This window comes from Thermocladium modestius (assembly GCF_055398215.1).
The window spans coordinates 1869021-1890174 of the sequence record NZ_AP043731.1 but is presented as its reverse complement, the minus strand read 5'-3'; the positions used below and the strand labels follow the sequence as shown (position 1 = coordinate 1890174).

The following is a 21154-nucleotide window of genomic DNA, read 5'->3' as shown; positions in this document are numbered from 1 at the left end:
TCTCATCTATATATCCATACCTACCCTCTTGCTTAATATGTTAAGTAAGCGAAATTTATTTTCTACAATAGCAGTAATTTCCACTAAAAATGCTTAAATAGATACTACATGTGAAACGCGCCATGTCTGAGACCGTAACTAAGGTGGAGATAACCACCACGGGCAAGGTAATTCAATCCCCCTGTGGCCCCATAATTCATGGCTTGGAGGACGTGCTGGTCAAGACGACCGCGATAAGCGATATAGACGGGAGGAAAGGCATTCTATGGTATAGGGGATATAACATAAACGACCTAGCCAAGTACTCCAACTTCGAGGAGACCGCGTACCTAATATTCAACGGCAGGCTCCCCACAAGGACGGAGCTGGAGTCGTTTAAGTCAATGCTGGCCAAGGAGCGGGATCTACCCGACGAGGTGGTGAGCACGATACGAGTCCTCGCGCCGAGGGCGCATCCAATGCACGTGCTGGAGGCCGCCGTGGCTGGGCTGGCCGCGTTTGACCCCGACATAAACGATAACAGTCCGGAGGCCAACTTCAGGAAGGCCGTGAGGCTCACCGCTAAGCTGCCCTCAATAATAGCTGCCCACTATAGGTTCAGCAGGAAGCTGGATTACATTAGGCCCAAGGAGTCACTGGCCCACTCCGCCAACTTCCTCTACATGATGTTCGGCCAGGAGCCGGACTCAACGTCGGCCAAGGCGATAGACCTCTACTTGGTCCTCCACATAGATCACGAGGTGCCCGCCTCCACGTTCGCGACGCTGGTATCCATATCCACCTGGACTGACCTGTACTCCGCAATAGTGTCCGGCATCGCCACACTGAAGGGACCACTGCATGGGGGAGCCAACGAGGCCGCCATGAAGCAGTACCTGGAGATAGGGAGCCCTGAGAAGGCGCGGCCGTACGTAGAGAAGCTGCTGGGGGAGGGCAAGAGATTGATGGGGGTGGGGCACCGCGTTTATAAGGCCTATGACCCTAGGGCCAAGATATACAAGGAGTTGGTGAGGGAATTGAGTCAATCCAAGGGCAACATGACTTACTACAACATAGCCTCCGAGGTGGAGGCCGTCGTCCTGGAGAAGCTGGCCAGCAAGGGCCTCTACCCCAACATAGACTTCTGGAGCGGCATAGCCATGTACCTATTGGGGATACCGTACGAGTACTACACGCCAATATTCGCAATGAGCCGCGTCGTCGGCTGGTCGGCCCACGCCATGGAGTACCTCAACCAGCACAGGCTCTTCAGGCCGAGGGCTTGCTACGTGGGCCCGCACGACGTGCCCTACGTGCCCATAGAGAAGCGTTGATGAAGCCCGCTCCCGCCCCAACCAATAATCCACTTCCCATATCCCACTTGACGGCCAACCCTAAAGCCTCAACAATGGATCCTCCCTCCTACCCCTTCCTTCCCCCTTCCTTGCCTTTGATTCGTTGCCGTAAGCTCATTGATCGAGCCGCTCCCGGTTCGTCTCGGCGATGAGGACCGTAATTGAGGGGGTCTCGGCTTGATGCGGGGGCAAGCCCAACCTCTTAGGGCGGGGGAGGGTTGGTGGAAGGTAAAAATTAAAAAGGCATCAACCTAGTCGGTGTCGACGCCCCGGTAGTATAGCCTGGTCAAGTATGCGGGCCTCTCGAGCTTTTGGGCAAGGAAAGCCCGAAACCCGGGTTCAAATCCCGGCCGGGGCATCATGGATTTTCAGAAGGAAAAGCTAAAAAATACCGCCTTGGCTCGGAAAATGGGCCGGGGTGGCCGAGTTGGCCCAAGGCGCGGGCCTGCTAAGTCCGTCCCCGAAAGGGGGCCCGGGTTCAAATCCCGGCCCCGGCGCCAATCATTTACTCAACGTTGATTGAAGCGTTTTAGATCGAGACGATGCCCAGCATCCCCGGGTTCGCCTATCGATTGTTGAGGCGGTGAAAAGGAATGAATCCACTTGAACGGAGATGGTCTTCTCCTTCGATGATAAAAACGAAGGGCAATCCTCGCCTTTCAGGGCGGGGATGGGTTTTTAACTTACCCCCGCCTCCTTCACTCCTCCCCTGGTCAACTTTAACGCGGCAAGGCAAGGCGGGGGTCGAGTAGCGCCAAGGGGGGCGTAACCCTCCAGACTCCGCGGGATATGCGATATTGTTTTAAAACTCGGCATATATCTAAGAATAGATATGATTAAATATAATAAGGGTTTCATTGTGATTTTATCGATTGCAGTGGTGCTTTCATTGGCGCTGCTTGGCATGCTCATATATGGCATTAACGAGAATGAGGCGGTGATCTCCGGGGCTCCTTCATGCGCGCTACAGTCCCCTGCCCACTTGATCGCCAGAACCCCCATCAAGCACGTGGTAATAATATTCCTGGAGAACCACAGCACCGACAACCTATTCGGCGATTACCCGGCGAATGCCTCGCTTGGTGTGTACATGCAATCGTTTGCGGTCAATTCATCCATCCGTGCGCCAATCAACTTGAAGCCCGTTCCCGTCGGGGTTTATTCCACGGAGGACCCCAATGAGGGCTACATACCGTACCACGCCGACTGGAGCGGCGGCGAAATGAATGGTTGGGAATACGGCTCCGGCCCTCAATCGCTTTACTACTACACGTCAGCTCAAGTGGCCCCTCTTTGGGACTTGGCGGAGGAGTACGGGTTGGGGGTTAACTACTTCTCGCCGTACCTGTCGGAGAGCGCTCCAAACCACCTATTCCTGTACGCGGCCTACTCGCCCGTCATAGATGATTATGGCCCGCCGCCGTACGTGCCTGTCCAGGAGAGCATATTCGCGGAGCTCTGCAGGTACGGCGTTGGTTGGGGTTACTACGTGGATCCCAGGGAGCCCGCCGATTACCTAGACACCAAGTACTTCTATGGGATCAACAAGTACTCCTCCCATATACAGTCGTGGGGGGACTTCATTGAAGAGGTTAGGAACGGCTCCCTGCCCGCCGTTGCTTGGTTGATCCCGAGCGCCTCGGACAGCATGGGGCCGCCCAGCAGCGTGCTTTACGGCGAGGCTTGGCTCATCTACGTCATCAATGCAGTGGAGGAAAGCCCCATATGGAACTCCACGGCTATTTTCATCACTTGGGACGAGTTCGGCGGTTACTACGACGGCGAGCCGCCCCCGATCGTGAACGGCGAGCCCCTTGGAATGAGGGTTCCCCTCCTCGTTGTGTCGCCGTACGCCAAGGAGGACTACGTATCGTACACCATGTTGACCCACGCCTCCCTAATCGCGTTCATAGACTACAACTGGAAACTGCCGGCCCTCAACAAATACGTGTTGAATAGCCGCTTGCCGCTGGACTTCTTCTATTTCCGCATAGCCAGGAAACCCCTAATCCTAAATTACTTCCTGGGCTTCCCATTCATAGCCAGCATATATTCCGAGCCCAACTCGTCGGAGTACCGGGATTTATCGCAGTTGTTTCCAATGCCTTTGCAACTACCCCCAAGCGAGCTGCCCTACTCCAATAGGGGCTCCACCAATGAAACCCTGGCATCGCTGGGAGCCAGCGTGTACGTGGAGCGGGACCAGCCCTACACTCCCCTCTACTTATCGCCGCTCTTCCTGTGGCTGCTCGCGCTGCTGAGCATCGACCTATTCTCCGCGTCGCTGACGCTGCCCAGGAATGCGTTTGGATCGATCAATATGAGGGTTCTGGCATTGGCGTTTGGGTCCATGCTCTCAGCTTCGCTGGCGGGCCTGGTAACCATCACCACCGGCTTCCTTGATTACCTGGGCAACACGGGCGAGGCCCCTCCCCTGCTGCTCGGCTATTTAATTGGGTTCATTTCATTCACCGCGCTGGGAGCCGTGGCTGGGAGGAGCTGGAAGGGCGTTATCTCGGCCATCGCCTCATCAATAGCCGTCCCGTTGCTCCTCTATGCATTGATATTCGCCCAGGCGATCCACTCGTATTTGACGTCAACCGATCCGCTGCTGGTCTATGGGTTTTTATCAACGGCCCCCGCCGCTCTCGTGGCTTCATTAAGCAACTACGCGGGCGGTTGGAGGGGTCTCCTCCCTTCGATCGCGATGGGGGTCTCCTCCTTCGTCGTGGTTCTATTTATAGCATTTGAGTACATAAGGTCATACCAGCCGGGCCTGGCCACGCTGTTGCTGCCGGCGGAGGTCATCGTCTTGGCGTTGGCTGCAGCGTGGTTCGCGCTAATCATGAGATCGGGTGGTCCTCGATGAGCTACGACGTGGTGATAGTGGGCGCGGGAGTCGTGGGGCTCTTCACCGCCTATGAGCTTGCGCATAGCGAGGCTAGGGTGTTGGTGATTGATAGGGAGGAGGAGCCCGGCTTCGGGGTGTCCAAGGGTCATGCAGGGGTGATACACGTGGTTCAACCCCCCTTCAACTCCATGAGGAGCAGGCTTGCCGTGGATGGAAATAGGCTTTACGATGAGTTGGCCACTAAATTGAAATTTACCCTGATAAGGACGGGCGCCCTATTGGTGGCTAGAAGCCCGCTGCAGTTGCTCGCGGTGCCCGTGGTTTGGCTGGCGTTGGCGGCGATCTACGGGAGGCGGGGTTTTAAGGTAAGCATGCTGGGCCCCAGGGGATTGCGGAGGGAGGAGCCCAACGTAAATGGTTTGGCCGCGGTCAAAGTTGATGGCTACGGCATCGTCAATTCATTTGAGCTAGTATCGCAGCTTTACCACTTCTGTAGGCTAAATGGCGTCGAGTTCTCGTTGGGGACAGAGGTTAGGGGCGTGAAGCCTATGGGCGATTACATTGCGGTGGAGACGGATAAGGGTGTGTTCAGGTCCAGGTTCTTGATCAACGCCGCCGGGCTGTGGTCAGCGGAGTTGGCCGGGATTACGGGGGATGGGGGGAGAATGGAGTTCGGCAAGGGCGCCATGCTGGTGTTCTGGGGGCGTCAAACCAAGAACATAATTGCGCCGTTGCAGTTGAGGCCGAATCCAAGGACCAAGGGAGGCGCAATAGTGCCCACTGCGCTTGGAACCACGATCTGGGGACCCAACCTATCTCCCGGCGGCAGGGATGACGCGTCGGTGACCGAGGAGGACGCGCGGGCATTGCTGGGGAAGTTCGGGCCATTGATGAGGAGCATCGACTCGATACCCATAAAGGCATATGCAGGCGTTAGGCCGGTGTTCGAGGACGGGGATTTCCACGTGGTTCGCAGCGGGAGGGACGAGCGGGTAATCCACTTGCTGGGCATTGAATCGCCCGGCCTCACGGCCGCCCCAGCCATCGCTAGGAGGGTTGTGAGCATGTTGAGGGACTCCGGATTGAGCATTAAGGAGAAGGCGGGGGTAAGGGACGTGGATCCCGTGATTCCCGCCAAGGAATTGATCAGGCGGGGCAGCGCGGTTGAGGGCGGTGATGAAGTCATCTGTCCCTGCATGGGAGTGACGCGGCTCGATGTTCGCGAAGCCATTAGGCGAGGCGCGCGCACGCTGGATGGCGTCGCCTTTCGCACCGGGCTGGGAATGGGGATCTGCCAGGGGGCTTGCCTTGGCAGGGCCATAAGGGTGATAGCAGAGGAGCTCGGCGTGGATCCCGTGAAGCTAACCAAGAAGGGTGGCGATTCATGGTTGGTTACACGGTGATTGGAGCCGGCATTGCGGGTCTCGTCTTGGCCCAGGAATTGAAGAGGCTGGGCGCAAGCGTCGAGGTTATTGAGTACAGGGAGCGCGTTGGCGGGATCCACGCGCTTCAACCGGAATTGGCCGGGCTCGCCGAGGCCGCATCGGCGGAGCTGGGGGTCAAGCTGGGGGCGTCTGCCGTTAGGGTGGGCGATGAAATCTACGCTGTTGGAAGGGATTGGCATGAGAAGCTAGGCTCGAGCGCTGTGGCGGCGACCGGCTTCAGGGCGGCAACGCTGCCGGAGCTGGGCATTTACGGGGATAGGCCCGCCGGCGTGTACGTTCATCAAGCGGTGATGGACATGATGCTGTATGGCTTGTTGCCGGGGAGGAGGGTCGTGGTGTACGGCGATAATCCATACGCTGCGATTCTTAGCGCTGAGCTGTTGAGGAGGGGTTGCGAGGTTAAGCTGGTGATCGCCGGCGACGCTGATGCCTCGCTTGGGGGACTCGATGTGATTCGCGGGTCCATTAAGTACGTTAAGGGCCGGGATAGGGTGAGGGGGGTCTTGGTGAATGGTGAATGGGTGGCTGCGGATTCATTGGTTGTATCCTTCTTTAAACCATTCAATCCATTCCCAGAGCTGAGGGGCGTCGGCCAGGCGGTGATCGATACGTATGATTCGAGCGTAGTCATGGAGTCCAGCAGAATATTGGCGCGGGAATTGGCGGCGGGGGGAGGGGGCGAGGCGATAGAGATAGATAGCGATGTCCCCATATATCCGGGAAGCAAGGTGAGCAGGGATTCGCGTAGAATTATTGTATTGATTAGGAGTGGAGTGTTATTTATCAACGATAAGGAGTACGTAGTACGCAATGGGCCCGCGGTGGTCGAGCTGCCGGACGTGGAGAGGGCCGTAATAAGGGGGGGACCGCCATGAGCCTCGGCGTGATAGACGTCGGCACCACCAACATGCGGTTGATAATATACGACGACGAGCTCAAGCAATCCTACTTGGAGGCGGTTAACGTACCCATGCTATTCCCCGGGGGACTCCGCGCGGAGCAGGACTCAACCGCGTTGAGGGCTGCTTTCAATCACTTGATCAAGGCATCGAGGGAGAGGGGAGTGAAGCTGTTGGGCATATCCACGTACAGGGCATCCATGCTGGCCTGGGACAGGGAGGGCAATCCATTGACCAACGTGGTGACTTGGCTGGATAGGAGGGGAATGGAGGTTGTGAGCAAGTTCCCCCTGTCGCTGCTCGCTCGCGTGCCGCCCCTCGGCAGCATCATGTCCCCCTCATCCCCGGTAGCGCAGGTTTTGTGGTTCATCCGCAACGAGGAGAAACTAATTCACCGCGTGAGGAGGGGGGAGGCCTTCATGGGAACCCTGAGCTCCTACATAGCCTACTTGGTGAGCGGGGAGTACGTAGACGATGCGGCCAACGAGGCGTTGACGGGGCTTTGGCACCCGGGGAGCTTCAGGAGGATCTCGGCAATCTACGATGTTTTGAGGATCCCCAGGGAAGTGGGGCCCGAGGTAGTGGATGATATTCACGACATTGGGGAGGTGGATGGGGTGAGGGTTGGCGTGTTGACGGCGGATCAACAGGCAGCCATGATAGGGGAGGGATGCCTAAGGCCCGGCTGCGTCAAGATAACCAACGGGACCGGTTCCTTCGTGGACATGGCTGTGGGTGGATTCAGGATGGTGGGCCGCGGCCTTCTTCCTCTACTAGTCCTTAAGGCGGGGGGAGAGGCCTTCTACGGCGTTGAGGGCTTCCTCCCGGCCACGGGCTCCGTGATGGATTGGCTGGTCCGGTTGGGCCTGATAGGCTCGCCCCAGGAGCTCGATGGATTGGCCGGCGTCGATGCTCGGGGCCTATTGGTGGTGCCCGCGTTGGCCGGCGTCAACGTGCCGCCGAGGCCATGCGCGTTGGGCCTGGTGAGCGGGCTTGGCTTGGACACCACCAGGGAATCGTTTGTGAGGGCGGTGCTGGAGGGCATGGTTCAATTAATTGGGTTGATATTTGACTCCATGCGCGGCATTGCCGAGGTGAGCGTGGTGAGGGTGGCCGGCGGCCTCTCCAAGAGCTCTTTATTCCTGAAGCTGCTCGCCACTGCGTTGAATGTGAGGGTGGAGAGGCAGAGGGATGTGGAGGCCACGGCCAGGGGAACCGCGGCGCTGCTCAAGGTGTTCAGGGGAGACTGGTCAATACGTGACTTGGTGGGCGGCGCCCAGGTGGAGGTGGAGACCAGCGTGGCGCCGGGGGAGGAGGGGCTATCATTAAATAGGGACGCCGTGAGGAGGGCCGTGAGGGGAATGAAGTGCAGGACGCGGTGAGCAAGCTCAAGGAAGCCCTTGGGGATAGGGTGGTCACAGATGAGGCGGCGTTGAAGCGGTACTCCAGGGATTTTTGGCCCCTCCTGATGATGCGCGACGAGTTGGGGAAGGAGATTCAAATGCCGTTGGCGCTGGTCATGCCCGGCAGCGTGGATGATATCAAGGCCGTGCTCAGGATAGCCAGGGAAAGCGGCTCCACGGTCGTGGTTCGCGGCGGTGGGTCCAGCGTGACGGGGGCCTCCGCCGGCGGTGGGTCCATAGTTATGGACATCTCCAATCTAAACAGGGTGCTTGACATAAATGAGTATGACTTGACGATAACAGTCGAGTCGGGCGCTAGGCTGAGCGACGTGGAGCGGCGGTTGAACGAGCTGGGATACAGCTTGAGGCACATTCCTCAATCATTTAATTACGCAACGATAGGGGGCTTGATCGCCACGTTGAGCTCGGGGCAATACAGCACGTTGTACGGCAACGTGGAGGACGCCGTCATAAACATGGAGGTGGTCCTCCCCAACGGCGAGGTGACTTGGCTGAGGAGGAACAATGCGCCGAGGTCATCCACGGGCCCCCCGCTCAAGTTCCTATTCACGGGCTCGGAGGGCATGCTGGGAGTGGTAACCAAGGCAGTGCTGAGAATAGTGCCGCTGCCCCCCTTCGAGAAGCACGGTTCCTTCAAGTTCGGTTCATTTGATGATGGGGTAAAGGCGCTGAGGGATTTAATGGTTAAGGGGATTATACCGGCGGTGGCCAGGTTGTACGATGATAGGGACTCCATGATTAGGTTCAACGAGGACAGGCCCCTCCTCATAATCAGCTTCGAGGGTCATTATGAGGACTTGGTCGGGGATTTATGGGGCAGGGCCAGGTCCGTGATTGAGGAGCACGGCGGCGAGTACGCCGGCGCGGGCCACTTCGAGGAGTGGTTGAGGACTAGATTCAATGTGGAGGATGATATGGAGAAGGCAAGGAGGTTCGGCCTGTGGTTCGACACGATAGAGGTAGCCGCGACTTGGTCAAGGCTGGCTCGGCTTCATGAGGATATGGAGAACTCATTGATGGGCATTGACGGCGTCGCCGCAGTGATGGCGCACGCATCGCATCTATACTTGAACGGCGCGTGCATTTACTTCACGGTGCTCTTCAAGCCGGACGAGGCCATTTATGGGAAGGTGTGGGATGCCGCCATGAGCGTCGCGGCACGTGATGGGGCTACCATAAGCCATCACCACGGCATTGGAATGCTTAGGTCGAGGAGCATGGGTGAGGAGCTCGGCGGAGCGATTTCCATAATTAAATCCATTAAGGATGCCCTAGACCCATGGGGGATCCTGAACTCGAGGAGGGGAATGTTCTTCCCGGATTAACCGCCCAGGACGTGCCGGGAAAATTATTAAGCGGCTAGGCACCGAGCCGCTGCATGAATGGAGCGCCGCGGGTGGTCGGGGTCATGGTTCCATTCCTGTTATCCGCGTACAGCGTATTCTCCCTTATATACGTGATCCCCCAAGTGGCTCAATCCCTTGGAGTGGGGGTTGGCCCAGTGAGCTTCGCCGTCTCCCTCTCCTTCCTGGGCGGGGCCGTGGGGGGAGTGGTCATTGGGGCGGCCGCGGATAGGTGGGGCCGCAAGCTGGGCCTGGCGGTCTCGATAATCCTCTTCGGCTCCGCCACCATGCTGGCCGGGCTGGTTGGGAGCATATGGGAGCTGTACATGCTCTGGTTCCTCGTGGGGTTCGGGGTGAACTCGGAGAACGGCGTGAGCTACGCTGTGGTGGTGGAGGCTTGGAGGAGCAATCAAGGGTTGTTGGGGAGCGCAATGCAGGGATTGTACCCCGTCGGCATGCTGTTGGACGCCGTCACGTCGATACTGGTAAGGAACTGGAGGCCCTACATGATTGTCGTGGGAGCGGTCAGCCTAATCGCCTCCCTGGCCTGCATCTACCTGATACCGGAGACCAAGGGGAGGATGGCTTCCGTGAACTACGGCGCGGTATTCTCGTCCCGCCTCAGGAGGGTGACTTGGCTGGGCACTGCCCTCGTGGCGTCCGCCTTCCTATTCACGGTCCCCTTCATAAGCCTCACGCCCACGTACCTATTGAGCCACGGGTTCAGGGGCGCGAGCTACGAGGCGGCCGTGATCGGCCTATCCATTGGGGAGGCAATTGCGTTCACGTCCGCTGGCTACGTGATGGACAGGCTCGGCCCCCTCACCGCAACGCTCTCCCTCGCCTCCCTGGCCCTCGCCTCATCGCTGGCGTTCCTCCTCCTCAACATGGTCAGGGCCGGTATGGCGGTGATCGTGCCCATAGCGCTGGGCTACGCCTCATCCTCCTTCTTCGCGTACATGGGCGTACTGATGGGCAGATTATACCCCCCGGAGGTTAGGGCGACGGGCACCAACTTCACCTTCCTGCTGGGGAGGCTGGCGGCGGGGGCAGGCGTGGCTCTGGCTTCCCTCATATACCCAAGCAACTTGGGGATCGGCCTCTCCATCCTCATGATCGCCTCCTCCCTTCTCGCCTTGGCCTCCGCCGTGCCCCTGCTGCGCGGTCCATCAACGGGTAATCCTTAAAAAAGGGCTCATCAAGTCCAGATCGGGGACCCGTAGCTCAGCATGGAATCAGAGCGGCGGCCTCCTAAGCCGTAGGTCGTGGGTTCAAATCCCACCGGGTCCGCCAAAAACCATGCCCTAACAATTCAACCCCCAATCCCGGGGGGGAGGGATCATTCCCATGCCCATGGGAGACCATTCCCACCAAGAATAATAACGCCCCCGGTGAGCCGCTTAAAGTGGTCGACTGCCAACTCCTCGACCTAGACTCAATAACCCAGGAGGAGAGGAGGCTAATAGTGCTCCACGCGGTGGACGGGAAGGGAGCGAGGCCAAGCGACCTAACAGCCTCCCCCTCCTACATAAGCAAGGTGAGGAGGGGAGCGGCGAAGGTTGGCGAGGGCCTACTATGCTCAGCGCTGAGGCTCATAACCCCCGAGGAATTAACTCAACTACTGAGGGGGGCGGTGCCTTTCAGGGAGGCAACGCTGGCGGACGCGGTCAAGGTCCTCGCCACCGCGAGGGTCAACGACGCGTTCCGGGAGCAATTCCTAGCCCTCCTCACCAAGTACCTAGGCGACCAAGCCCTAGCCCTGGGCAGGACCTGGACAGTGACCCAGGGAGACGTGGAGGAGTACGTTAAGGCGATGAGGCTGAGGGGCTCGAGCGAGAAGAACCTGAGGGATAGGTTGAGGTACGTCCAGAGGGCCTTGGCTGAGATGAACTGGACGCTGGAGCCTGAGGGCTTGATCGAGTACCTGGCGGGGTTGAGGGAGGAGAGCGAGCACGTGGCGAGGCACGCCTCGGTCTCTCTCAAGTCCTTCCTGAAGAACGTGTTGAGGCCGAGGGACCCGGCTCTCTTCAGCGTCCTCTACAACTCATTCACCACGGTCAAGCCGAGGAGCAGGGGGAGGGGCAGGCTCCCCACGATTCAAGAGCTTAGGGGGGTGTTCAATAACCTGCCCACGATAGAGGCCAAGGCGTACCTCGCCCTCCTCGCCGAGACCGGGCTGAGGCCGGGCGAGCCGTTCCTAGTAAATCTGGGCGACGTGGATTGGGGGCGCGGCTTGGTGAGGATAGGCGCCGTCACCGCCACCAAGAGGTCCTTCATTGCCTTCCTGAGGCCCGAGACCGTTGAGTGGCTTAGGGCCGAGTACCTGCCCCGCAGGGAGGAGGTGGTTGAGAGGATGGTTAGGCCCATCCGGGCGAGCGGTTGGTTCGGCGAGGACGTCCTGGGTAGGTTTAGGGGGAGGCTCCTCCCCTTCGACAGGGGCAGGTTGAGGAGGGAGGTTGGGGAGGCGGCGCGGGCCGTGCTGGGGAGGGGCTTCGAGCTTTACGAGCTTCGCCGCTTCTTCGCCACTTGGATGGTGTCGAGGGGAGTGCCTGAGAGCGTGGTTAACACTCTGCAGGGCAGGGCACCGCCCTCGGAGTTCCGTGTGCTCGTTGAGCATTACTGGTCGCCTAGGCACGAGGAGCTTAGGGAGTGGTACTTAAGGCACGCCCCCTGCCTCCTATGCCCCTAAAGAGAGGGGGAGGGGTAGGTCGCTCCCGCGGTGGATGGGTTTCCGCCCACCCCCCACTCCCCACCCCGCTCGCCCGCCCAACCCAACGGTTGGGTGTTTTTTTCTTTCTTTCTTTCTAGTATGGCCCTGCCCCGCGCGGTGAAGCGAGCAGAGAAGAAAAGGAAAAGAAAAAAGGAAAAGAAAAAGAAGGGAGGAATTGGGGTAGGCCTCGTCCTTCTAGGGGCGGGGCGGGTTTTAAGGAAGCGTTTTGGTCTTCAGCCTCCTCCCCGCCCAACTCTTAATGGGGCTGGGTCCGATTACCTCAGGCCGGGGGAGGATTTCCAGTGCTTCATGACTGGGCAGCCGGGGGGGGGACTCCCTGAACTCGGGGAGCCTCTTCAGGTGGTTGGGCCGGGGTTCTAATTACTTCTTCCTCCTCTCTTCGTTGATCCCAATGAGGGGGCGTATAGAGGTGTGTAGGTACGTGGTTTACGTCGAGGTGAGGGATGTGAGGGCGGAGATCCCGCTCGGGTGGAAGTATAGGCAGTGCGCACCGGTAAGCGGGAGGGGCGGGGAGGGCGTGGTTTGCTCAGAGGGGCAGGCCATCGTCTACTCCCCCCGCCACCCAACTGGTTGGCTCGTGGACGGCCCGGTTGCTGGCGCGTTGAGGTCCCTCGCCCTAGCCCTCGCCGAGGGCGATGCGAGGGGCGGGGACGCCGAGAAGCTATACAACATGCTGAGCAGGCTGTAGGCAAACAACCCCAGGGGGGCGGGAAGGAAAAACAACGCCGAGCCGAGCCTACCCGCCCCCTACTCCAACTCCTTTACTTTAATTTTTTTTTACTTCATTTTTTCTTTCTCTTCTTTTTTGTTTTTTCTTTTTTGTTTTTTCTTTTTTTTTTTCTTTTTCTTTTTTTTTTTTTTGTTTGTGTTGTGTCGTGGTTATGTTTATATTGTTGGTTGTGTTTATTGTCTCGTGTTTGGCGTGGTTTTGGTTAGGGTTTGCCTGGATGGGGAGGTGCGGGGCGAGGTTAGGGCTTCCCGCGGTTGGAGGGAGGCTCCCCCCTCCCTGCTTGAGGTGTTTAACCGCTACCCCCTAGTCATGGTGGGGACCGTGGATGGTGGGGACTGCGTTGGGTTGGTTGGGGCGGTAGCGGTTCCTCTCCCGCCCCCTCCGGGCCTCGCTTCATTCCTCTCCCCGGCGGAGCGGTTGAGGGAGTTGCCTGGGAGGCCCCTCAAGGTGCTGGCGAGGGGCACGAGGCTGGCCTCCTCCCCGCCTTGAGGGGTTCCCCGAGCGTTTAAGCCTTGAATTGAAACGCAATGCAACTAATTGTTAAGTGATGGAGACGTATTGGGCGCGTTTGATTACTTCTCTGATTCCTTGATGCTATAACCTTGGCGGCTCTAATCCCTTTTTGGAGGCGCCGCGGCGACTTCCCACGTAAGTGGGGGTGTTCAAATGGATGGGGCATCAATATCTTAGCGTTGGTGGAGCCGCCCCCATACCCTTAAATTATCCCGTCGCGATGTTTGAGTATGGCTGGATAACAGGATCACTTGGTAATGCGAATGTAGCTCCTGGTTATTCAACTGGATATTATGTTGGGATACCATTTATGTATTATTGCGGTACTGCTGGTCTGGATGCGGGCTTTATTCAGAATAGTTACATTGTTTTAATTAATTTTTCGGAAACGAATGGGGATGTTTGTTCATCAAGCATATCTTCGAGCTATTATTATGCAGGATCTGGATGGAGTGGGGGTTCATTGGAATATTTATTTGGGACAAACAATAATTATGCAACTAGTAGCGATTATATCCCGTTCACCCCATTTGATCAACAAAATAATAAAAATTACATGTATTATGGAGTATTTTATACATATTATTGGTTTTCCCCAGATCAAAGTAATAATTTAGATGTCTACTTCATGGTTAATGGAAATATTTACAATGATAATTTACCAATGAGCACTATTGATTATCCATGTAATTGTGGATTGTTTGGATGCTCAAAATGCGAAGCAAATGCACTACAACCAACACCACCATCAAAATATTTAGCGACAAGCTACCAAAACGCATACGAAACTGCATTTGAAGCTGAAGGAAATAGAGCATTAAATAATTATCAAGAAATAACTTATGAAGGAGTGCTTAATAATATCTATCCTGGATGGATTGATGGAACATTTGGATATAAGGAAAAATATCCCAATTTACCATATATTTTAAATCTAATAGAAAATACTCTTATCTACCAGAGTCAACCCTATTTATTTATTTCTACTGGATCTGGCGGAGGATATGGATACATGTATCTGAATTGGATAATCACCACCTTTGGAGTGCCATATATACTAATTATACCTTAAAAATTATCCATAATAGGGAGCGCCAGCTTGCATTAAAAATTTTAGATACCCTCCATAGCTATATTGGGTAGTGCTATCAAAAACACCCCAAGGAATTATCGTATTGTTATTCATTATTACTATATATCCACCTGTAAAGTATGGATTTTGTGCATAGTGTTGTAGGTTCATTGTTTCCTGTAGTACTGTTCCTACTCCTTGTTGGTACCAGAGGTTTGAGGTTCCCGATACTGTTGCTGCTTCTTTATACCCTACATCCAATGCGTATGCTAGTTTTGTTAAATCATTTTGGTCGCTTACCAGCACCGTCCAGTATCCTGGGTTGACTTTATCCAACAGTATCGTGTTTCCCTGTATTGGTATTTGGATAACTCCGCTTGAGTTTCCTATAACTACCTCGTAGCTTAGTGGTATGTATTGTTGGCCATTGATGATTGTCCCCATGTTTTGCTGATTAAATGAGTTAATGACATTAACTGCTTGATTCAATACACTGCTTGACGCGTTGTATGTCCCCAGGTCGTGTAGATCACCGTGTGGGCCATAGTAGAGTAAATCGTATTGACCATTACCCTCAGGTCTCAGGAAAACGTATGGGGCGTTGATGCTCATGAGGTTTATTTGCGGCTTGGAGGCTGGGTGCAGGAGTAGGGCGGCCGTGATGGCTATGACGACGACGGCGACCGCGGCGCCGATGACCAAGGCCCTAACCATCAAGCAATGAGGGCGAGGAAGCATTAAAGCATTGCGCCCCAAGACAAGACCAAAAACGCTCCCCATACAAGGCGAGAAACCCCCCCAAACCCAATTCCCCCTCAAAATTAACGATAAAAGATAGGGCAAGCCTCGCTCCTTCTAGGGGCTGGGGTGGGTTTTCAGGTCATGTTTTGTCGGTTTTTCACCCCCCCCCCCTCTCGGTTAATTCTTTGAGGATGGGGGGCTGGGGCCGACTACCCCAAATACCAATAGGGGAGGGGGTCAGTTATTCCCTCTCCGTTCCCCTCTTTTTTGTTTTCCTTTCTTTTTTGTTGGGGTTAGCGGAGGGTTATTGGGGCGCCCAGCGCCTCGAGCAGCTTGTTTATGGTTATGGCGCCTGCCTGGCAGGAGTAGCACTCAAGACCGCCGAGGATGCAAGGCCTCGCCGCCCTCCCCACCCCAACCCCGCGTGCCCCGGGCCACCCCATCCAGACGCGGACTGGGCGGCTGTAGTGGGAGGCGTAGTCCTCAACCCTCAACCCCAGCCTGCCCGGCTCCACGGCGAGTCGCCTCTCCCTCCTCACGAGGAGGACCCCGCCCCTCCTCACCCTATCCATCAACTCATCCACGGACGCGTCCCCGTCGGGGATTAGGCGGTGGGGGCAGGGAGCCCTCTCCAGGCGAGCCGCCACGACCCCGCCCCGCCCAACCCTCTCCACCCCATCAAACCTGATGAGGAGGAACTCCCCAGGACCGAGGAACTCAACCAAGCCAACCCACCCCGCCCCCCTCAATCGAGATTGAAGCCCCTGAACAGCTATCCCCGTCAATCACGCCGCGAGCGCGGCGGGGCCCTAATCAGAGCGCGCCCATCTCGAGGAATCAAGCCAAGCCGAGAAACGGCCCCTCCTCCATCCCCCCTCTACGCCTGGCGCGCCTTGGTGTCCTTGGCTCGCTTCCCGGCCTGCGGCTCTCGCGTGGTCGCGATTTCATTGGGTGACCCTGAGCGCGGCGGCGCCTGGGATTGTAATGTTAATGGCGGTTCCCAGGGCTTGGGGGCTCGGGTTCATTGCGAGCCGGCGCGCCCGGGCGTGGGCGATTCATGATCGCGGGGCCCATTGAGGCTCGTTCGGCGGCGAGGCCGTTGATGGTTTTAAAGGCGGTTCCCGCCCCTTTATGGGTTCCGGGCTTTGGGGGCGAGGCTTGTCTTCCTCTCCGTCACCTAAATGATTAACACAGGCAGCGGTATCTTAAGCACGCATCATTTCTACTCACCCTCCCCGCTAACCCTAACTTGAGGGCACTCGCCGCCCCACGTACCCGAATCTTCTTACCACCATGACCCGACATCAGTGGTAATAAGTCACGAATTAATAAAATTACACTGAGACTGCGAATGTAAGCTTAATTAAGGTGCCTCTCAGTAATTCCCCGGGTTAAAAGCCCACGTTTACGTAACCTGAAGACACGTGGCATGCATGTTTTACCGTAACATATGCATCCCTTTATTCACTCGACTTGGTGGGTTTTAGGTATGCGTGGTTACGTGGATTGGTGGTGTGTAACATTAATCCTTCGCCTCCGTCATGATCACCTTAGCCTCCTTGCCCTGTAAATCCTTCGGATCAATCCACCATCCGCTTAACGTACGCTTCGGTATCCTAATGAAGTAGTACAACATCTTACCACTGCTCCTGCCTGCCCCCACCTTTGCCTTGAAGGTTAGGTTGATTCCATTAACGTGCAGTTGAATGTTTAACTTCCTTCCCTTAATATCTAATGCCTCAGGCAGTATTGCCTTAGGTATCGTGATCCTGAGGTACCTTCCATCACTGTATATTCTAGTATAGTACACTAGGGCAAATTCATCTACGCCTGGTTGATTCACATCGTGCGTTATTGGTAAACTTGCTATGATTAAGCTCATGTTACGGATGTCGTCACCCGTGATGGGGATGGTGGTTACATGTTCAAAAACATTAGGGTTAAAGACATGTATAAACCCTAACATAGCACAGTTGCGTAGCTCATTCATAACCTCCTTAGTGCTACCCACCTTAATGTTGGTTTTACATAGGTAGAGTAGTCCAGCAATGTATTCCTCTGACCCACTCTTAACCATATTCCCCATGAAGCAGACGGACACAGTAACCCCACACCAAGTGTATTAAATCATTTAATAAATTTAGTGTTTAAACTGCTTATCAATTAAGGACTAATTAAGCCCTGTGCACCTGGCGTTTCAGGGTGCGTATGTTTGAAGGTGAAACCCAAGTAATATTGGCTAGAGCGAGAATCTGGAAGAGAAGGGCGCAGTACTTCGCAGTGGTTAAGGATGAGCTGGCCGTTGAGGAGCTTACTAAACACTTGGGGGATAGGGTCACACTGGTGATTAACCTCAATGGAGTTGAGATACCAATCGAGGCTAAGCCAATTAGGGATAAGGAATATATAGTCTTCACACTACCAAGGCGCCTAAACGCCCTGTGGGAAACTATAAATGAGACTAAGGCTAAAATTAAGGTGAGTGAATGATGGGGGCCTTAGGCCTTTTCGAATTTTATTTTGAATATAAGTTAACTAACCCCCCTGGCACGGGTGGTCGGCATGGCTAAGGGAACCGTGACCAGGGAGGTGGGGGGATCAGGAGCTAATAGCGGGGGATTATTAAGCATTCCCCTCGAGGCAATAGGACTGGGGTTAAGGGTATTGACCTTAGGGCTGCTGCTAAGGAGCTTTATCAACTAGGCTTTAACGTGCTGCCTGTTGATTCCGAGAAGAAGCCCCTCACTTCATGGGGGGCTGATAGGAGGCTTGAGCTTGATGAGCTAATGGGGCTTTTAGGTAGTGCCTCAGGGATTGCGGTCGTTGGGAGGAAATTATGGAATGAGGGCAATACGGAGTACGGTGTAATCATTATTGATGTCGACGATGTTGATGTCGGCAATAATGTGCTTACTCAAGTGTTCGGGGACGACTGGAGGAGGAGGCTATGTGGGTAGTCTTGGTCATTCTGTGGTTTGACTGGGCCTAGGCCTAAGGGGTATTGGAAATGCGGGGATGACGGTAGGTGTAAGGGCGCGAAGGGTGAGGTTGAGGACTTGGCTAAACTGCAAAGGGGCATGTACATCGTGGTTAGGGTGCCTACCCAATGCATGCCGAGCGGCTCCATCAGGGTTAACGTCAATGGCGAGAGGGCTATTGAGATTCTCGTCACTAACTACGAGGTTGTTTACGGTAGACATCCAAGCGGGGCATTATACCAGCCCGTTATGTGGGTGGGCAATGCTTGGAGCCCAATAGGCGTTACTGATGTTGGGGAGGGTGAGGTAATTACATGCAGTGAATTATCAAGGTTAATTAGCGTGTCCTCAAGCCTAAGCGGGACGGAGGGTAGGAGCCCTGAGGAGCTTGCCGAATCGGGTGAGGAGGTCATCAACCTGCCTAAGCCTGAGAGGCATTGGGAAGATGAGGAAAAGGACGCAATCTACAGGATTATTTGGCAAGTGTGGAGCATACCTGAGCCCCACTACCACGACTTCGCCATATTCGGCTTAGCTAGCCTAGCAAGGAGGGCTGGGGTGGCTAGTGAGGATGTTTTAAACATCCTGGATAGGATATGCACACAGGCGATTAACCAAGGTCTTGATAGTGAGAAGACTTGTAAAGAGCATAAGAGCGTGGTGGAGTGGGTCTACGAGAGGCCTAAGAAGCTCTGGAGCAGGAAGTCCTTTGAGAAGAACATTAAGCCTGCATTGGATAGGCTGGGGCTTGACGTGGACACGACATTGTCGACACTTTATGAGGCTATCGGATACCAGTCAGAGGCTCCGCTATGTATACCATTAGTCCGCCACAGAGAGGTTGGCAACTCGAGAATCGTGAGTTGGATTTGCAATAATCAAAAGATGGGGATTATAGTAAGGAATATTCAACATAAACGTAGGAGGAATGGCGATGAAGTGATTGATGTCATCGCCCAAGTGGAGAATATCTTGCTCCCATTTTACTTAACCTCGGTGGTGAAGTATAGAGATATTTTATTTAAATAGATTACTACTCCCTCCAGGCTATCAACGTGCATACTAGCGAATCATTAACCTTCACCATGTCGACTCTTGATGATATTGCAAACGAACTTAATAAGTGGAGGATCTGGTCATCACCGAACTGGGTACCCATCTTAACTAAGTGGAGGGCCACGGTCAGTGACGTAATTATTTCAGGCTTCGCCTGTGCACCGCATTTAGGCATTGAGTGTAGAGTCAGGGACTACTTCAACGTGGGCATCATTGAGCCTGACCCCGGTAAGGCTAGGGAAGCTATCGAATCGCTAATAAGCACGGTTAGGGGGCACCACCCCGAGCCTAAGGTTTGGCTCACTGCTCTAGCCTACAGCCCATTCACAGCCTTCACCCTGACTAGGAAGCTGCATGGCGTTAAGTCGATGATAGTGGCTTTAGTGGGTGTTAAGGATGGCGGCAAAACCACTGTGGCTAACCTGGCCGCAAGGATGCTTAACCCGAACGCCAACCTGCTAATGTCATCCTCCTCAACCCTAACCCCAGCCAGGGTGGGTAGGTTAAGCGGGATGGTTAGGGTAGTGACCACTGGCCCAATTGTCCTTGACGAGGGTGGCAGAGCTGGCCAAGGCTTCATCGAGATAAGCGGTGACGTGGCGCAGGTGCTTAAGAGCTACGTGGCGCCTGGCCAACTGTACGCCTGGCAGACGGCCACTGGGCAAAGGTTCCCGGCAGCAAGCGGCATAGTGATTACTGCAAATGAGCTTAGGGTCATTGACCCGGCTACCGGGGAGAAGATTGCCAGGGTTGAGTTCAGTAGGCCGATTGGCAGGAAGAATATTGACGCCTTCAATAAGTGGCTACTGGCTAATGAAGCAAATCTCGCCCACTTCGGTTCATACTACCTGAAGTACGCTGAGGCGAATTGGCAATCCGTCAGGGACATTATCCTCAACCCAGACTGGGTTAAGGCAGCGGTTGATTACTTTAACATAGTCCTCGCCAGCCTAGGCGTCCCTGCACAGAGGCTACTCACTGCTAGGGAGACTTCAAGCTATAGAGAGAGGCTTAGGGAGATCCTAGATATGTACGTCTCCAGGTATGTTTCAGTATGTAGAAGCACCTCCTCCATCTCCTACGACGAGTGCATAAGGATGCTTGCAGAAGGCTTCTATATACCGTGGCTCAGGTATGATGGAAACACGGACGTATTCATAATCCTCCCAAACTTCAAGGAATACAGTGGAATACCTGTAAAGGCAATATGCATGGAGATACCTGGAGCAGCCTACGACACTAAGGCTACACGCAATGTAAAATACTATGGAAAGTGCGCAGTACCAAAGGACTCACTATTAAAGTACCTAGAGTTAGCTTAAGAACCAGGGGGAGCAGGAGCAACTCAGAGGATAGTTAGTGTTAAAAGTTACGCTCCTATATATTCCAAGTATATTAACTATATTACTCGCTGCCTTAGTAAAACGCCTTAGGGATTTCCCCCTTCGCGGGTGTAGCCAGCTTGAGACCCTGAGAGGCCCGTGCCTAAGAGTTTCATGGGCGTCGGTGCCCATGACCTCTATGAGGACCTGAGGTTAAGAGACCCTTGGGGTATTGATGCCCATGGGGAGTATTTAACAGGCCTGACTTCCTCAGAGGTTACAGATATTATTATGCATTTGCCATGGTTGTGATAGGTAAGGCAGCCAAAGGTGCTTCCACATGTTCTCGAAAATTAGCTAAGGGGATTTACATTTACCGAAATCAACTGCATGGTTGAGGCTAAGGTGGATGTTCACACTATGGCTTCACACTATAGCCTCACGCTATTGGTAATTGAAAGGTAGGTAAGGTTGAATTGAAAGTTTCTCCATATTTATTTCTTTATTTCTTTTTACTTTCTTAAAAGAGAAAAATGATTAATTCTATGGCAGAATGGTGACTATGAATAGTGTGAAGCCATAGTGTGAATTAATAGTGTGAAGGCAAGTATGCATAGAGTGGTACAGTGGTGTTTATTGGAAAAATGTCTAATAGGGGGATTCCAGCGTGCCTGCCCCCACCCCACCAGCGCGGGGCTTTCACAATATTCCTTTC

General features: G+C 54.8%; 19 protein-coding genes and 3 tRNA genes. 19 read left to right on the top strand and 3 right to left on the bottom strand.

Annotated features, from left to right (window positions below):
- The first annotated feature begins 122 nt into the window (after positions 1–122).
- The 14 genes from ACZ5ZS_RS09765 to ACZ5ZS_RS09700 all read left to right on the top strand — a co-directional run bounded on the left by ACZ5ZS_RS09765 (position 123) and on the right by ACZ5ZS_RS09700 (position 14342).
- Entirely contained in the window at positions 123–1313 is a 1191-nt protein-coding gene (locus ACZ5ZS_RS09765) for a citrate synthase/methylcitrate synthase (RefSeq protein ID WP_188595847.1), read from the top strand.
- A 287-nt stretch (positions 1314–1600) separates the two neighbouring features.
- Positions 1601–1692 (top strand) — tRNA-Glu (locus tag ACZ5ZS_RS09760).
- A gap of 54 nt (positions 1693–1746) precedes the next feature.
- A tRNA-Ser gene (locus tag ACZ5ZS_RS09755) sits at positions 1747–1834 on the top strand.
- Between the two features lie 332 nt (positions 1835–2166).
- A complete protein-coding gene (locus tag ACZ5ZS_RS09750) occupies positions 2167–4203 on the top strand; it encodes an alkaline phosphatase family protein (protein ID WP_188595846.1) in 2037 nt (678 codons plus the stop codon).
- Complete coding sequence (locus ACZ5ZS_RS09745; RefSeq protein ID WP_188595845.1) at positions 4200–5588, top strand: NAD(P)/FAD-dependent oxidoreductase; 1389 nt, start codon at positions 4200–4202, stop codon at positions 5586–5588. The genes ACZ5ZS_RS09750 and ACZ5ZS_RS09745 overlap by 4 nt, the downstream gene beginning before the upstream one ends.
- Complete coding sequence (locus ACZ5ZS_RS09740) at positions 5570–6505, top strand: FAD-dependent oxidoreductase (RefSeq protein ID WP_188595844.1); 936 nt, start codon at positions 5570–5572, stop codon at positions 6503–6505. The genes ACZ5ZS_RS09745 and ACZ5ZS_RS09740 overlap by 19 nt, the downstream gene beginning before the upstream one ends.
- Positions 6502–7911, top strand: coding sequence for an FGGY-family carbohydrate kinase (locus tag ACZ5ZS_RS09735; RefSeq protein WP_188595843.1), 1410 nt, complete (start codon positions 6502–6504; stop codon positions 7909–7911). The genes ACZ5ZS_RS09740 and ACZ5ZS_RS09735 overlap by 4 nt, the downstream gene beginning before the upstream one ends.
- A complete protein-coding gene (locus ACZ5ZS_RS09730; RefSeq protein ID WP_188595842.1) occupies positions 7896–9278 on the top strand; it encodes an FAD-binding oxidoreductase in 1383 nt (460 codons plus the stop codon). The genes ACZ5ZS_RS09735 and ACZ5ZS_RS09730 overlap by 16 nt, the downstream gene beginning before the upstream one ends.
- 53 nt (positions 9279–9331) lie before the next feature.
- On the top strand, positions 9332–10483 hold the full coding sequence (locus tag ACZ5ZS_RS09725; RefSeq protein WP_188595841.1) for an MFS transporter: 1152 nt from the start codon (positions 9332–9334) through the stop codon (positions 10481–10483).
- Between the two features lie 26 nt (positions 10484–10509).
- Positions 10510–10589, top strand: a tRNA-Arg gene (locus ACZ5ZS_RS09720).
- A gap of 112 nt (positions 10590–10701) precedes the next feature.
- Positions 10702–11985, top strand: a complete 1284-nt coding sequence (locus ACZ5ZS_RS09715; protein ID WP_188595840.1) for a tyrosine-type recombinase/integrase — start codon at positions 10702–10704, stop codon at positions 11983–11985.
- A gap of 433 nt (positions 11986–12418) precedes the next feature.
- Positions 12419–12715, top strand: coding sequence for a hypothetical protein (locus tag ACZ5ZS_RS09710; protein WP_188595839.1), 297 nt, complete (start codon positions 12419–12421; stop codon positions 12713–12715).
- 225 nt (positions 12716–12940) lie between these two features.
- Positions 12941–13246 carry a hypothetical protein gene (locus ACZ5ZS_RS09705; protein ID WP_188595838.1) on the top strand — a complete coding sequence of 102 codons (306 nt, stop codon included), beginning with the start codon at positions 12941–12943 and terminating at the stop codon, positions 13244–13246.
- Between the two features lie 244 nt (positions 13247–13490).
- Positions 13491–14342: a hypothetical protein gene (locus ACZ5ZS_RS09700; protein WP_229657632.1), complete on the top strand. Its 852-nt coding sequence runs from the start codon at positions 13491–13493 to the stop codon at positions 14340–14342.
- A 3-nt stretch (positions 14343–14345) separates the two neighbouring features.
- On the opposite strand, the gene ACZ5ZS_RS09695 is transcribed toward ACZ5ZS_RS09700, so the two are convergent.
- From ACZ5ZS_RS09695 to ACZ5ZS_RS09685, 3 genes are all read right to left on the bottom strand, one after another.
- A complete protein-coding gene (locus ACZ5ZS_RS09695) occupies positions 14346–15056 on the bottom strand; it encodes a hypothetical protein (RefSeq protein ID WP_229657631.1) in 711 nt (236 codons plus the stop codon).
- Positions 15057–15376: 320 nt separating this feature from the next.
- Positions 15377–15808 carry a hypothetical protein gene (locus ACZ5ZS_RS09690; protein ID WP_188595837.1) on the bottom strand — a complete coding sequence of 144 codons (432 nt, stop codon included), beginning with the start codon at positions 15806–15808 and terminating at the stop codon, positions 15377–15379.
- 797 nt (positions 15809–16605) lie between these two features.
- Entirely contained in the window at positions 16606–16965 is a 360-nt protein-coding gene (locus ACZ5ZS_RS09685; RefSeq protein WP_188595836.1) for a hypothetical protein, read from the bottom strand.
- Between the two features lie 326 nt (positions 16966–17291).
- On the opposite strand from ACZ5ZS_RS09685, the gene ACZ5ZS_RS09680 reads away from it, so the two are divergent.
- The 5 genes from ACZ5ZS_RS09680 (at position 17292) to ACZ5ZS_RS09660 (ending at position 20439) form a co-directional block, all read left to right on the top strand.
- Positions 17292–17573 carry a hypothetical protein gene (locus ACZ5ZS_RS09680; protein WP_188595835.1) on the top strand — a complete coding sequence of 94 codons (282 nt, stop codon included), beginning with the start codon at positions 17292–17294 and terminating at the stop codon, positions 17571–17573.
- Positions 17574–17645: 72 nt separating this feature from the next.
- Positions 17646–17786, top strand: a complete 141-nt coding sequence (locus ACZ5ZS_RS09675; RefSeq protein ID WP_188595834.1) for a hypothetical protein — start codon at positions 17646–17648, stop codon at positions 17784–17786.
- 8 nt (positions 17787–17794) lie between these two features.
- Positions 17795–18040 (top strand): hypothetical protein, encoded by a 246-nt coding sequence (locus ACZ5ZS_RS09670; protein WP_188595833.1) that lies wholly within the window; start codon positions 17795–17797, stop codon positions 18038–18040.
- A gap of 99 nt (positions 18041–18139) precedes the next feature.
- Entirely contained in the window at positions 18140–19090 is a 951-nt protein-coding gene (locus ACZ5ZS_RS09665; protein ID WP_188595832.1) for a hypothetical protein, read from the top strand.
- Positions 19091–19116: 26 nt separating this feature from the next.
- Entirely contained in the window at positions 19117–20439 is a 1323-nt protein-coding gene (locus ACZ5ZS_RS09660; protein ID WP_188595831.1) for a hypothetical protein, read from the top strand.
- The last annotated feature ends 715 nt before the right edge of the window (positions 20440–21154 follow it).

Coding starts and splice junctions, on each gene's coding strand:
- ACZ5ZS_RS09695 (WP_229657631.1), bottom strand. CDS start 15,056: ATGGTTAGGGCCTTGGTCATCGGCGCCGCGGTCGCCGTCGTCGTCATA.
- ACZ5ZS_RS09725 (WP_188595841.1), top strand. CDS start 9,332: ATGAATGGAGCGCCGCGGGTGGTCGGGGTCATGGTTCCATTCCTGTTA.
- ACZ5ZS_RS09675 (WP_188595834.1), top strand. CDS start 17,646: ATGGCTAAGGGAACCGTGACCAGGGAGGTGGGGGGATCAGGAGCTAAT.
- ACZ5ZS_RS09735 (WP_188595843.1), top strand. CDS start 6,502: ATGAGCCTCGGCGTGATAGACGTCGGCACCACCAACATGCGGTTGATA.
- ACZ5ZS_RS09765 (WP_188595847.1), top strand. CDS start 123: ATGTCTGAGACCGTAACTAAGGTGGAGATAACCACCACGGGCAAGGTA.
- ACZ5ZS_RS09750 (WP_188595846.1), top strand. CDS start 2,167: ATGATTAAATATAATAAGGGTTTCATTGTGATTTTATCGATTGCAGTG.
- ACZ5ZS_RS09710 (WP_188595839.1), top strand. CDS start 12,419: ATGAGGGGGCGTATAGAGGTGTGTAGGTACGTGGTTTACGTCGAGGTG.
- ACZ5ZS_RS09745 (WP_188595845.1), top strand. CDS start 4,200: ATGAGCTACGACGTGGTGATAGTGGGCGCGGGAGTCGTGGGGCTCTTC.
- ACZ5ZS_RS09685 (WP_188595836.1), bottom strand. CDS start 16,965: ATGAGCTTAATCATAGCAAGTTTACCAATAACGCACGATGTGAATCAA.
- ACZ5ZS_RS09740 (WP_188595844.1), top strand. CDS start 5,570: ATGGTTGGTTACACGGTGATTGGAGCCGGCATTGCGGGTCTCGTCTTG.
- ACZ5ZS_RS09680 (WP_188595835.1), top strand. CDS start 17,292: ATGTTTGAAGGTGAAACCCAAGTAATATTGGCTAGAGCGAGAATCTGG.
- ACZ5ZS_RS09700 (WP_229657632.1), top strand. CDS start 13,491: ATGTTTGAGTATGGCTGGATAACAGGATCACTTGGTAATGCGAATGTA.